The organism is Endozoicomonas sp. YOMI1, from assembly GCF_024606345.1.
Taxonomy (GTDB): Bacteria; Pseudomonadota; Gammaproteobacteria; order Pseudomonadales; family Endozoicomonadaceae; genus Endozoicomonas.
The window spans coordinates 1-11,507 of the sequence record NZ_JAHHPM010000060.1 but is presented as its reverse complement, the minus strand read 5'-3'; the positions used below and the strand labels follow the sequence as shown (position 1 = coordinate 11,507).

At 48.4% G+C, this 11,507-nt stretch carries 14 protein-coding genes; 12 read left to right on the top strand and 2 right to left on the bottom strand.

Features of this window, described 5'->3' with window-relative positions:
• Nucleotides 1-290 precede the first annotated feature (290 nt).
• Nucleotides 291-1,157, top strand: a complete 867-nt coding sequence (locus KDK15_RS02385; protein WP_257293769.1) for a 6-carboxytetrahydropterin synthase — start codon at nt 291-293, stop codon at nt 1,155-1,157.
• A gap of 95 nt (nt 1,158-1,252) precedes the next feature.
• A complete protein-coding gene (locus KDK15_RS02380) occupies nt 1,253-1,924 on the top strand; it encodes a hypothetical protein (RefSeq protein WP_257293768.1) in 672 nt (223 codons plus the stop codon).
• 64 nt (nt 1,925-1,988) lie between these two features.
• On the opposite strand, the gene KDK15_RS02375 is transcribed toward KDK15_RS02380, so the two are convergent.
• The gene (locus KDK15_RS02375) at nt 1,989-2,678 is read right to left on the bottom strand and encodes a CPBP family intramembrane glutamic endopeptidase (protein WP_257293767.1); all 690 of its coding nucleotides are present in this window, start codon (nt 2,676-2,678) and stop codon (nt 1,989-1,991) included.
• A 406-nt stretch (nt 2,679-3,084) separates the two neighbouring features.
• Between KDK15_RS02375 and KDK15_RS02370 the strand changes: the two genes are divergently transcribed.
• The 9 genes from KDK15_RS02370 to KDK15_RS02335 all read left to right on the top strand — a co-directional run bounded on the left by KDK15_RS02370 (nt 3,085) and on the right by KDK15_RS02335 (nt 9,336).
• Nucleotides 3,085-4,299: an aspartate aminotransferase family protein gene (locus tag KDK15_RS02370; protein WP_257293766.1), complete on the top strand. Its 1,215-nt coding sequence runs from the start codon at nt 3,085-3,087 to the stop codon at nt 4,297-4,299.
• 278 nt (nt 4,300-4,577) lie between these two features.
• A complete protein-coding gene (locus KDK15_RS02365; protein ID WP_257293765.1) occupies nt 4,578-5,843 on the top strand; it encodes a hydrolase in 1,266 nt (421 codons plus the stop codon).
• A gap of 124 nt (nt 5,844-5,967) precedes the next feature.
• Nucleotides 5,968-6,207 (top strand): type II toxin-antitoxin system Phd/YefM family antitoxin, encoded by a 240-nt coding sequence (locus KDK15_RS02360; RefSeq protein WP_257293764.1) that lies wholly within the window; start codon nt 5,968-5,970, stop codon nt 6,205-6,207.
• Nucleotides 6,204-6,644, top strand: a complete 441-nt coding sequence (locus KDK15_RS02355; RefSeq protein ID WP_257293763.1) for a type II toxin-antitoxin system VapC family toxin — start codon at nt 6,204-6,206, stop codon at nt 6,642-6,644. Before KDK15_RS02360 ends, KDK15_RS02355 begins: the two co-directional genes overlap by 4 nt.
• Nucleotides 6,645-6,662: 18 nt before the next feature.
• Complete coding sequence (locus KDK15_RS02350) at nt 6,663-7,490, top strand: DUF1338 domain-containing protein (protein ID WP_257293762.1); 828 nt, start codon at nt 6,663-6,665, stop codon at nt 7,488-7,490.
• A 76-nt stretch (nt 7,491-7,566) separates the two neighbouring features.
• Nucleotides 7,567-8,058 carry a DUF29 domain-containing protein gene (locus tag KDK15_RS02345; protein WP_257293761.1) on the top strand — a complete coding sequence of 164 codons (492 nt, stop codon included), beginning with the start codon at nt 7,567-7,569 and terminating at the stop codon, nt 8,056-8,058.
• Nucleotides 8,059-8,470: 412 nt separating this feature from the next.
• The gene (locus KDK15_RS02340) at nt 8,471-8,728 is read left to right on the top strand and encodes a type II toxin-antitoxin system Phd/YefM family antitoxin (protein WP_257293760.1); all 258 of its coding nucleotides are present in this window, start codon (nt 8,471-8,473) and stop codon (nt 8,726-8,728) included.
• A 145-nt stretch (nt 8,729-8,873) separates the two neighbouring features.
• Nucleotides 8,874-9,110 (top strand): DUF4160 domain-containing protein, encoded by a 237-nt coding sequence (locus tag KDK15_RS20940; RefSeq protein WP_373691319.1) that lies wholly within the window; start codon nt 8,874-8,876, stop codon nt 9,108-9,110.
• Nucleotides 9,091-9,336: a DUF2442 domain-containing protein gene (locus KDK15_RS02335; protein ID WP_257293759.1), complete on the top strand. Its 246-nt coding sequence runs from the start codon at nt 9,091-9,093 to the stop codon at nt 9,334-9,336. The genes KDK15_RS20940 and KDK15_RS02335 overlap by 20 nt, the downstream gene beginning before the upstream one ends.
• Here the strand turns inward: KDK15_RS02335 and KDK15_RS02330 are convergent.
• Nucleotides 9,333-9,902 carry a Uma2 family endonuclease gene (locus KDK15_RS02330; RefSeq protein ID WP_257293758.1) on the bottom strand — a complete coding sequence of 190 codons (570 nt, stop codon included), beginning with the start codon at nt 9,900-9,902 and terminating at the stop codon, nt 9,333-9,335. The genes KDK15_RS02335 and KDK15_RS02330 overlap by 4 nt on opposite strands.
• Before the next feature lie 174 nt (nt 9,903-10,076).
• Here KDK15_RS02330 and KDK15_RS02325 point away from each other — a divergent pair, with 174 nt between their 5' ends.
• The gene (locus KDK15_RS02325; RefSeq protein ID WP_257293757.1) at nt 10,077-11,390 is read left to right on the top strand and encodes an O-antigen ligase; all 1,314 of its coding nucleotides are present in this window, start codon (nt 10,077-10,079) and stop codon (nt 11,388-11,390) included.
• The last annotated feature ends 117 nt before the right edge of the window (nt 11,391-11,507 follow it).

The following is an 11,507-nucleotide window of genomic DNA, read 5'->3' as shown; positions in this document are numbered from 1 at the left end:
AGGACGAACGGAGTTTGGGGGCTCCAAAATGTGGAAATTATTCAAGGACTATTCCTAAGCAAAATATTTTTCACGACAAAAAGTTCCAACACAGGTTTATGTTACTGTCAGTCAGCACTACAGGAATATAGAAAATGCGATGGGTATTAAGCACCGCTTGTGGCTGTTTTCGAGATCCTGACCTACTCTGCCCCTGTGGATAATTTGAATAGTTCGTTCCAGAATCAGATGATTTTCAAATCCATTCATCACTATTGATCATGGTTCTATGTAGCTATTGTGGAAGTAATATGCAGGCTCTGTTCGTAAACCAACTGACTACCCTGGACTTCAGTTACCTTTGTCCAACCCGTGGACTGGTGGGTGAAACCTGGCTTGTGGATGTGGTGCTGGGTGGCGAGCTTGATCAACAGGGCATGGTGTTTGATTTTGGCCATGTAAAGAAACAGGTTAAAGCCTCCCTGGACAGCCTGTCAGATCACCGCCTTCTGGTTCCCCTGAATGCAGAAGCGACCTCCATTACCCATAACAAAGAGCAGTTAGTTGTCCGCTTTACAACCCGTCATGGGATGATTACCTGTTCAGCACCGGCACAGGCTGTGTTGCTGGTTGATGCAGAAGCGATCACTCCGGAGTTACTCACCCCCTTTCTGGAGGATGCCATACAACAGGAACTGCCAGACAATGTGACAACGGTTGAACTCAGGTTATACCCTGAAGATATTGGCGGGGCTTACTATCACTACAGCCATGGGTTGAAGAAACACGATGGGGATTGCCAGCGGATTGCCCATGGTCATCGCTCACAGATTCGGGTTTTTGTTGATGAGCAGCGGGATCAGGCTCTGGAAGCCTGGTGGGCATCACAGTGGCGTGACATCTATATAGCCACAAAAGAGGATCTAAAGGGCTCCTTCACCGACAATAACCTGGATCATTATCGATTCAGCTACACGGCTAAACAGGGTTACTTCGAACTCAGCCTGCCAAGTGCTCACTGTTATATCATCGATACCGACTCCACTGTTGAACTGCTTGCCAGCCATATTGCCCGCTCTCTGGCTACGCGAAAGCCAGGCAAAACCATCCGGGTCGTCGCTTTTGAAGGTCTGAACAAGGGAGCCATTGCTATGCACTCAGAGCCTTCAGCGGGTTGAATGCCTTCAGCGGGTTAAAAGCCTTCACCGGGTTGAAAACCGTTGCGATAACAATCAACTAATCTTTAGGTAATGGCCAAAAAGGAGAACGTGCTATGTCGTCACTGACGGATCAGATCAATGACCGCCCATTCCAACCCGACCCTATTAGAGACCCGCAGATAGGCTCATCAGTTCAGGCTGCTGCCGAGGATAAAGATGAAACCAGCTATACCAACCAGCTGACTGAGCTCCCCAAAATGCTGGAGATGGATTTCGATAAAGTAGAAAACCTGCTGGCCAACCTGGCGGCTACCAACCCATTTCGTCCGGATATGGCTCTTGGCAAGCAGCCCGAAGTGGCCGTCATCGACGCCAGTAATAGTGTCCAATCAGCCCCTGTCGCTCCGGTTGGCGCTACGGTGGATGCAAGCCACGTTAGCCAACTGAGGCAAGTGAATGCCGCTCTGGCAGAGTATGATGTGCGACTTCAGCAGGTATTTGATGAAATGGCACTTTCCCGTTCAGGCAGTAAACCAGAGCTGCATAACATGGGGGTAGAATATGAGCGCTTGATGACGTTTGTCCGTCAAACGGAATACCATTTAACTCAAGCGGTCAAACTGATCCCGGAGACGCTCCCGGAGAATACCGGCCAGTCAATGGCTCAATTAATGCCCGAGTTTAGCCAAAAGCTGGTTCGCTATGACAGTGAGTTTCAGCAGATCTTCGGCGCTATTCAGCACGAATTAAAGCAGGCAGAAATTGCCAGCAAGCGCTTTCGCTGAGCCTGTGAAGCCACTCCCTATTAAGAGTGGCTCCAATTCTCGGACAGCCTCCCAGATCCTGAACTTAAAATTCTGAAGGCTGACTATGGCGGTCATCAGAATTTGGGGGAGCTATTTCTTCGGGACAAACCTCCAGAGAAATGGCAGTACCTATTGCAAAGTAGGTCATCAGCAACATCGCTCCGACAACTGCTTTAGACCCTCCTGCTGCCGACATGGGCAGTAATTTTGTTACAATTATGTTGTGTAATACATGTACCGCTGAACTGGCCAATAAACCCTCTTCCTGAAAAATTTCACCTAAAAAGTAGCCTGCTGGAATCCTGGGAGTGACACTTGCCCACTGGAACCTGCCGCTATTACCTGCATGTGCTAACGCAAATAACAGACTCGAACCGGCAAGGCTGAGTTGTTTGGCTCGATCAGGGCTCAGACCATTTAGCGTCAATAATCGTTCCGACAAGTACTGAATACAGCCACGAAATATCAGTTCTTCTTTACATGCGCCAATGACGAGTGTTTTGATGGCTGGATTGTAATGCAGTTCATCTGCAATGGGTTGATCCAGAAGCAATCCCAGTACACGGTGAAGAAAACTTACAGCAGCTAGCGAAAGTAACGAGTAACATGAGGTTTTAATGGCTTTATGAGCCGTTAAAATGAGTGAAGCGGCTGCAGAAAGTTCAATCTTTCGTTCTGCCAGCGCCACTGGAGTACGAACACCTTCAGCCAATAAATCCTGCTGCTGACCCATGCCGGAGAGCTGGCTGGCGTCACGAATCTGTAGTTGCTGCCCATCAACGTAAGAAACGGAAAAAACGCCCAGTTGTCCTCGCTGTGCAGAACGAAATGTGCAGCCCGGGGATTTAATGAGTTTGTGAACCGTTGAAATGAATGAAGGGGTGTGAGCTATCAGGTAGGCGGGGAACAAGAGCAGCGAAATTATTACCTGTTCAGCAAAATGCAGGGAAAAACCGTATAAGAACGTAAATATACCCGTACAAACGCTTAAGGCTTGTGTAGAATCATTGTTATAAATGATAAAAAGCGGGCTTTAGCAATTTGAACAGCTATTCGAGCAGGAATGAGCAGCTCAAACTACAGAAATTCGCCGAAGTGTTGGAATTTCCCACAGCCCACTATAGCCAGGAGGTAATAGCATGTTAGAGCACCCAGTCGATCGCTCAACCTTTAATGAGGTTATGGTTCCCAATTATGCGCCTCAGGCCATGGTGCCCGTGCGTGGGAAAGGGTCGCGAATCTGGGATCAGGAAGGGAAAGAGTATCTGGACTTTGCCGGCGGCATCGCCGTCAATGCTTTGGGGCATTGCCACCCGGCCCTGATTGACGCCCTTAAAAAGCAAGGTGAAGAACTGTGGCATCTGAGTAATGTTTATACCAATGAACCGGCTCTTGAGTTGGCCCAGCAGTTAATCAACAGCACCTTTGCTGATAAAGTCTTCTTCTGTAATTCCGGTGCAGAAGCCAATGAAGCCGCGTTTAAGCTGGCCAGAAAATACGGCTATGACAACTTTGGTCCGGAAAAGCATGAGATCGTCTCCTTCTACCAATCGTTCCATGGCCGAACACTCTTTACGGTGACCGTAGGCGGACAAAAGAAATACTGTGAAGGCTTTGAGCCAGTTCCCGGTGGTGTTCTGCACACCACCTACAACGACCTTGAGGCACTCAAAACCCTGATGTCTGACCGCACCTGCGCCGTTGTCGCTGAGCCTATCCAGGGTGAAGGCGGGGTTATTCCCGCAGACCCTGAATTTATCAAAGGGGTCAGAGAGCTCTGTGACCAGCACAATGCCCTGCTGGTTTTAGATGAAGTCCAGTCCGGTATGGGCAGAACCGGCCAACTTTTTGCCTATATGGGCCTTGGTGTAACACCTGACATTCTGACCAGCGCCAAATCCCTTGGCGGGGGCTTCCCGATCGGAGCCATGCTAACCACCAACAAGGTGGCGGAAAGTTTTGGTTTTGGTACCCACGGCAGCACCTACGGCGGAAACCCACTGGCCTGTGCAGTAGCACTGGAAGTGATCAAAACCATTAATGATCCACAGCTGCTGGGTAACGTCAGTAACAAGCATGACCTCTTCCGGAAGCACCTTGAATCCATAAACAGCAAATATGGCATCTTTGCCGACGTACGGGGTAAGGGCCTGCTGATTGGTGCTGAGCTGGTCGAGAAGTATCACGGAAAGGGTAAAGACTTTCTTGCCGCTGCAGCAGACGAAGGGCTGATGTTGCTGGTTGCCGGACCCAATGTCCTGCGCTTTGCACCATCACTTATTATTCCTGATGAAGACATTGATGAGGGTATGGCACGGCTGGAAAAAGCAGTTGCTACCGTGGTTTCCGCCTGAGAGCCCTGAATACCTCGCCATGTCGGCAGAGGTACTTCGCGTTCCCAGGCTCTGCGAGGGTGTTGCAAAAGGTATAAAAGCCTTGAACCACAAAGACACGAAGACACAAAGGAAGCCTTTTTGTTTACCGAGCATACTCAGGCAAGCCCAAAATAACTTTGTGTCTTTGTGGTTCCCTTCTTTTTAAGGCCTTCCGCAACACCCTCAATGCATGGGAATGCATACCCTGCCTGACCTGACACTCCATACCCGGAGTAAAAACAGAAAGAGAATGTCGTATGGTTGAGCCCGCAAAAACGCTTCCCCCTGAAATTCTCCCCTGGCTGGATTTACTCAATAATCAGCATGATGAAATGCTGGCCAGAACCATTGAACTGGCAGAAATAAATTCCGGCAGCCTCAACCGTGACGGTGTCAATCAGGTTCTGGAAAAACTTCTGAAGCTGACCTCAGGTTTATCAAAAGACCATGAACGCATACCTGTTAGCCCCTGGGAGGTGGTAAACGACAGCGGAGAGATCATCCAACACCCGCTGGGTGATGCGTTGAGAATTCGCAAGCGCCCCGAAGCACCTCTTCAGGTCTTTCTGTGCGGTCATATGGATACGGTTTTTCCAAAAGACAGCCCTTTTCAAAAAGTCCGCTGGCTGGATGATGACACCATCAATGGCCCCGGAGTTACTGATTTAAAAGGCGGTATTCTGGTGATGCTCAAGGCGCTGGAAGTACTTGAGCAAAGCCCGTGGACTGAGCAGATCGGCTGGGAAATACTGTTTAACCCGGATGAAGAGATTGGATCTCCCGGCTCAGCCCCCCTGATTCAAGAGGCTGCACAACGCGTCCATCTGGGCATGATCTTTGAACCCTGCTTTGCGGATGGCAACCTTGCCGGCCAACGCAAAGGCAGTGGTAATTTCACCGTTGTCAGCCATGGCAAAGCGGCTCATGCAGGCCGTGAACATCACTTGGGGCGCAATGCTATTCGCGCCCTCTGTGATTTTGTCTCCGCCATGGACGACCTGAATGGTCAACGGCCGGGAATCACTTTTAACCCCGGATACATTCATGGTGGCGGCCCGACCAACATCGTGCCTGATCGCTGTATTCACAAGTTTAACATCCGCCTGGAACAACCGGATGATGAACAGTGGTGCCTGCAAAAGCTGAGCGAGATCATCGAAAGCATCAATCAGCGTGATGGCATTCAACTGGAACTGCATGGCGGATTTACCCGCAAACCCAAGCTGCTGAGCCCTGCCAATGAACAGCTGCTGGCACTGGCAAAAAACATCGGGCATGAGCTGGGTATTCCCCTGGACATTAAACCGACGGGAGGTTGTTGCGATGGTAACAACCTTGCCTCAGCAGGGATTCCCAATATTGATACGCTTGGGGTTCAGGGGGGAGCCATCCATAGTGACCAGGAATATTTAAACGTCAAAAGCCTTGTACCAAGAGCCAGGCTCAGTGCGGCATTATTATTGAGTCTGGCCCATGCCAGTGCGCAGGGTGACTGCTTCGAGTGGTTAAAACGAAAAGGGTAATAGCCAGGAGCCTGTCGGACTTAAGACTGTCCTACTGCGGTTACGATAAATTGGTCTGGCATGAAAACACATAGACCAGAATACTGGTCTATAATAAATCAAATAAAAATACGGAGGCCAAGGTATGCTTGAAGAAATCGGTTCTTACGATGCAAAAACAAAACTGCCGGAAATTTTGCGTCGTGTTGAAGCCGGTGAATCCTTCACCATAACCAACCGGGGAAAACCAATCGCAGACCTGATTCCCAGCAAGGCGAAAAGTCGTTCAAAAGCACAGTCTGCCATCGAAAATTTGCTCAAAGCCAAAAAGCCTGTTGTTTCTGAGAGTGACCTGCAAGAACTCCGGGAGTGTGGCAGGAAATGACTGGCTTTATCCTGGATAACTCCGTTTCCATGCGCTGGTTGTCAGAAACCAGCAAAAAGCAGGATCAGGTTTATGCAGAATCGGTACTCAAAAGCTTCTCACATTCCGACGCCCTGGTTCCCAACCTCTGGCATCTGGAAGTGGTCAATGTCACCCTGGGGCTGGAAAAACGGAATAAAATAAATACAGCCACGGCAGAAGGGTTTCTCGCCCAGCTGGAAAATCTGCCAATTTACGTTGACCCTTTGACGACGAATCAGGCGTTTCATCGCATTGCTACGTTGGCACGAACTTACCATCTGAGCAGCTACGATGCAGCCTACCTGGAACTCGCCATACGGGAAAACCTGCCTTTGGCAACACTGGATAAAATACTGCGCAAAGCTGCACTAAAAGCCGGTATACCGATCTATCTGCAGGGTTCTGAAGTGAAATAGTTTTGTTACGGAGAGATTATGAAACTTTCAATTCATGAGTTATTGAATGCCATGTGGCAGGATTACCTGGCACTCACCCCCGACGCCAAACCTATCCACCAGCTATTTGCTGACCTGAATCAGGGCACGGTGGTCAATGACCACATTGCCCTGCGCACCTTCAATCTCGACCAGGTATCTCTGGATAAAATAGCCAAACCATTTCTCGATGCTGGCTACCAGGCCGTGGATGACTATCAGTTCCCGGCTAAAAAGCTGTATGCCAAATACTATCAGCATAACGACGACACCCTGCCCAAGGTGTTTATCAGTGAGCTGAAAGTTGAGGAACTACCCGGGCACTGCCAGGATATTATCAAAGCGCTGGTAACTCAGGTTTCTGAAGAGTCTGTGAGTCAACAGGGGTTCTGCTATTCCGGTCGCCCATGGCATGTCAGTCAAGAACAGTATCAGACGCTCGCCAGTGACAGTGAGTATGCCTCCTGGGTAGCTGCCCATGGCTTTCGCCCCAACCACTTTACGGTATCCATCAACCATTTGAGTTCACACCCGGATATTCAAAGCGTCAACCAACTGCTGCTGGATAAAGGGTATGACATGAATACCAGTGGAGGCCTGATCAAAGGCTCCCCGGACGTCTTGCTGGAACAATCCTCAACCCTGGCCAAAGCGGTGGACGTGACCTTTGATGACACCATTATGAAAGTCCCGGGCTGCTATTATGAGTTCGCCCGGCGCTACCCGATGGCCGATGGTCAACTTTACCAGGGGTTTGTGGCGGCTTCGGCGGATAAGATATTTGAGAGTACGGATGTGGTTCCGCAAGATTTTCCGCAAGAGAAATGAAGACAGGGTATGAATTCTTCAGACTTTAGGCATGACTCCCCTAAACTGGTGGGCAGTGAATAAAAGGATTCAAAGAATGGAAAACAGTGAATATCCGCTTTACCACAGCGATTACCCCAAATGGCTTGCCCTTCAGCGCACACTATTGGCCGAACGACGTTTTGATGAGCTGGATATTGATAACCTTCTGCATACCATGGAGTACCGCATGGGGGATTTCGTTGATGAACTGGAATCCCATCTGGTCAATTTGTTACTTCATTTGCTGAAACAGCATTACCAGACCCAAGTCATCAACCCACGCCGATATGAGCCGCAGGAATTTCGCAGTTGGTTTGACAGTATTGATTCAGCCCGTGGTGAGATTAGTCGGCTGCTCAATAAACACCCGTATTTGAAAAGCCACCAGGATGAAGCGGTGGTAACCAGCTACCCTTACGCTAAAAAACGTGCCATTAAACAAATGAATCAATACCTGCCCCGAGAACAATGGCTCACCGACGCCAGTTTTCCTGAAGCCTGTCCCTGGCCATGGGAACAACTGCTGGATGAAGACTGGCTACCCTGAAGCGTTTTCACCAAGAGGCTGTTCGTAGTGTTGAAACTTCTGTCTTCAGTTTTTCATCCACTCGAACATGAAGCATTGAGGTATGAGTCATCATCCATTCTCCGTGTAGTCCTATAGGGTCTCAGTATGTAACTCAATTGCGATACAGTCATGTAATCAAGTAATCGCCTCTGGTACATCACTGATATCAAGCAAGTTCCTCTGTGAGCGATGTCCGGCTTAAGGAAGACAATAACTCTTTTACTGGGCTTTCTATGGAACTGTGGGAACCTGTCATACGAAAGTTAAGGGAGACTCCCAAGTGGCGAACCCACAATGGAAATGAAGACATCGTATGAATTCTTCAGACTTTGGACACGGAGAACTTTCTGTCTATACTTGTCCAATAACTTGATCAACTAACGGATTAATTATGAAAGTTGTCTCTTACTCTGAAGCCCGGAACAACTTGAAGTCACTGCTTGACCAGGTGGCCGAAGACGCCTGTGAAACCATCATTCATCGTCGTGACGGTCAGGACGCCGTGCTCATGTCACTGGCAAGCTACAACAGCCTGATGGAAACCCTACATCTGATGTCATCCCCTGCCAACGCCAAACACTTGAACGACTCCATTGAACAGATCAGGGGCGGTCAGATCGTTGAAAAGGGCCTGCTCGATGACCAGTAGACAGAAGCATCTCTGCTGGTCACACAACGCCGGGAATGATTATCTGTACTCCCCCAACAACATCCTGGTAAATATCCGCAACTGAGGAACCAATTGGCTATAACATTGGTCTTATTTGCATATTCAATATCTGGGAATATGCAAAGTGCCAACTGTCCTCAATATTGGCCCCTACCGGTTTTTCTTCTACTCCAATGAGAATGGAGAACCAGCCCATATCCATGTGCAGAGGGACAAGGCATTGGCTAAATTCTGGCTGAAACCAGTATACTTGGCCAGCTCATCTAGATTCTCAGCACGTGAAATCCGGGAGCTGAAAAAGCGTGTAACCGAACACCATGAGCAATTACTGGAGGCATGGCATGAATTCTTCAAACATTGAACCACGCCCTTTAGCGCAGAACATTCAGTTTACGGACTCTGAACTGATTGTCACCTTATTGGATGGCAGGGTTATTCATATACCCATCGACTGGTTTCCCACACTGGCCAATGCAACCGAAAAACAACGGGCCAACTGGAAGCTACTGGGAGAAGGTGATGGCATACACTGGCCGGAGCTGGATGAGGACCTGAGTGTTGCAGGGCTTCTTAAAGGTAACCACTAAACCACTCCAATAACCTCTTGGTAAATATCCGCAACAGGCAGTTCAAGCCCAACCGAACTCAGTACCAGCTGATCACCATTTCTCAGCTGGGTTAACTGCCACTGCTCGCCAGAGCGATGATAAAGATCCACCAGCATATCCTGCTGATCCACCAGCAGGTACTCTTCCAGACTGGCAATTTGTGTATAGGTAGCCAGCTTGCTCAAACGATCATGCTGCTCGGTACTGGGCGACAACACCTCAATAATCAGCTTCGGGGTTTCTTCTACATAGGAGTCTTTTGGGGTTTTATCAGAGGGGTGACTGCAAGCCACCATCACATCCGGGTAAAAGAACATGGTGTCATTTTTACCGCCAGCCCGGACTTTCATATCGTAGACAAAAACCTGACAGCCAGTCCCTTGAAGATGAGTATTCAATAAAGTCGCCAAAGACACGGTCAAGAGATTATGCCGCCGACTCGCATCGACCATGGCATAAACATAGCCATTCACAAATTCGCGTTTAACCTCAGCTGTTTTCTCCGCTTCAAGGTACTCAGCGGCGGTGATTGGGTAGGTTTTCATAAGTGGTTGCAGAGTTGTGTCTGATGGTGTGTTTATTATGTAGTGTTCAGGGTAGTTGGGGAATGAGGGGTAACAGGGAGCCGAATGCTATCAAGGTGTATTCTTACTGAAATTGGTAAGCAGAATAGATAGAATAAGCAGATTTTAAATTTTCTGATCTTTGGTGCCCCCCCTATGCGAGCAATATCAAAAGCAGAGCTTTTTCTGTTGGTTGCTTTCTTTTTTGTGCTCCCCATGTACGAAGGCCCTAAAAACCTGTTGTTAGTGGCTTATATCATTACCTGGTGTGTGCAAAGTTGGAGAGCAAAGGATTTTGGCGGCAAGCTTCGCTCCTGGGAATGGGCTCTTGTTCTGTTTCTTGCCGCAGGCTTTATCTCAGCCCACACCAACCCGTTTGGGTGGGATAAGCCAGTAAGTGGTGCACTGACTTTTGCCAAACTGATTATACCGGCACTGCTGATTTCCAGAACAAGTATCCCGACACCGAAAGTCACCCTTTTGGGATCATCAATTATATTGGGAACATTGATTGCAATACTTGAGTCTTGGTACGTCTGGAATCGTGATGGTGGCCAATACCCAGAACTCAACTCGGTTGGTCATGTTAATCAGACAGCGTTGTATATTGCCATTGCTTTTGGGGTATCTCTGTCACTGTTCATGTTTCAGAAGCGCTGGATAAAAGGATTATCTGCCATTGCTGCTCTGTTCTTGGCAATTGCCATGGTGCCTACCATTTCAATTACCGCTATTGCTGTTATCGCGGCAATGGCCATTGCCGCTATTTTTATGCAGTTCCGGCCTGACCGGAAAAACCTTACCCTACTTACTGCAAGCGTGATTATTATCGGGATATCGCTCTTTGTCGCCAGCAACTATATTCCCAAGGTAAAAAGTTTTAAGACTAATATCGCCTATCATTTGCAGGGCGGTGATACCGGCAGCTCATTCCTGAGCAAGCGGGATGTCATTTTTAACTCTGTTATTTTTGTTTTGTCAGACTTCCCAATGTTTGGCGCAGGTGATCGTCATTTTGACATTGCCACCAGTGAAAAATATATGCAGTCTGTCGCTGCTCAACGGGAAATTCCATATGAACCTGAGCGTTTTTTCCATACAAACCATGGCCATAACATGGTCACATCCGTTCTACTGAATCGGGGTTATATTGGACTGTTCCTGATACTCACATTTATCCTGGTAGCCGCCTGGAAGCATCTGCAGTGGCTTATTCAATATTACTCTGAGCGGAAACCGGAGCCTGAACCGGTCATCGGTATTATGACAGGCATTTATATCATTGTTGGAGGCTTGGGTAACTCAACCCTCTATGTTGAACATGGTCAATTGGCATTCTGCCTGGTTGGGCTTTCCATGGGATATCTGCAGAGAAAGTCCGATCGAAAAGTGATTGATTCTCAGACTTATAATATTTCTGAGCACTCAATGGAAAAGTCCAGCCAGAGTTCAGAAGATCATGTGCTTTAGCATGAAGGCAAGCATAAGCTAGGAGGCTGTCCGAGAATAGTCTGACCTACTGCGGCGGCAGGAAATTGGTCTAAAAATCCGCTTTTGTTCGGCAAATAGCCCCGCTATTCACCTCAC

Bases quoted from the DNA above. Each gene is read 5' to 3' on its own strand.
- KDK15_RS02360 (WP_257293764.1), top strand. From the start codon at position 5,968: ATGCTTGAAGAAATCGGTTCTTACGATGCAAAAACAAAACTGCCGGAA.
- KDK15_RS02375 (WP_257293767.1), bottom strand. From the start codon at position 2,678: ATGGGTCAGCAGCAGGATTTATTGGCTGAAGGTGTTCGTACTCCAGTG.
- KDK15_RS02340 (WP_257293760.1), top strand. From the start codon at position 8,471: ATGAAAGTTGTCTCTTACTCTGAAGCCCGGAACAACTTGAAGTCACTG.
- KDK15_RS02335 (WP_257293759.1), top strand. From the start codon at position 9,091: ATGAATTCTTCAAACATTGAACCACGCCCTTTAGCGCAGAACATTCAG.
- KDK15_RS02330 (WP_257293758.1), bottom strand. From the start codon at position 9,902: ATGAAAACCTACCCAATCACCGCCGCTGAGTACCTTGAAGCGGAGAAA.
- KDK15_RS02385 (WP_257293769.1), top strand. From the start codon at position 291: ATGCAGGCTCTGTTCGTAAACCAACTGACTACCCTGGACTTCAGTTAC.
- KDK15_RS02325 (WP_257293757.1), top strand. From the start codon at position 10,077: ATGCGAGCAATATCAAAAGCAGAGCTTTTTCTGTTGGTTGCTTTCTTT.
- KDK15_RS02355 (WP_257293763.1), top strand. From the start codon at position 6,204: ATGACTGGCTTTATCCTGGATAACTCCGTTTCCATGCGCTGGTTGTCA.
- KDK15_RS02345 (WP_257293761.1), top strand. From the start codon at position 7,567: ATGGAAAACAGTGAATATCCGCTTTACCACAGCGATTACCCCAAATGG.
- KDK15_RS02370 (WP_257293766.1), top strand. From the start codon at position 3,085: ATGTTAGAGCACCCAGTCGATCGCTCAACCTTTAATGAGGTTATGGTT.
- KDK15_RS02350 (WP_257293762.1), top strand. From the start codon at position 6,663: ATGAAACTTTCAATTCATGAGTTATTGAATGCCATGTGGCAGGATTAC.
- KDK15_RS02365 (WP_257293765.1), top strand. From the start codon at position 4,578: ATGGTTGAGCCCGCAAAAACGCTTCCCCCTGAAATTCTCCCCTGGCTG.
- KDK15_RS02380 (WP_257293768.1), top strand. From the start codon at position 1,253: ATGTCGTCACTGACGGATCAGATCAATGACCGCCCATTCCAACCCGAC.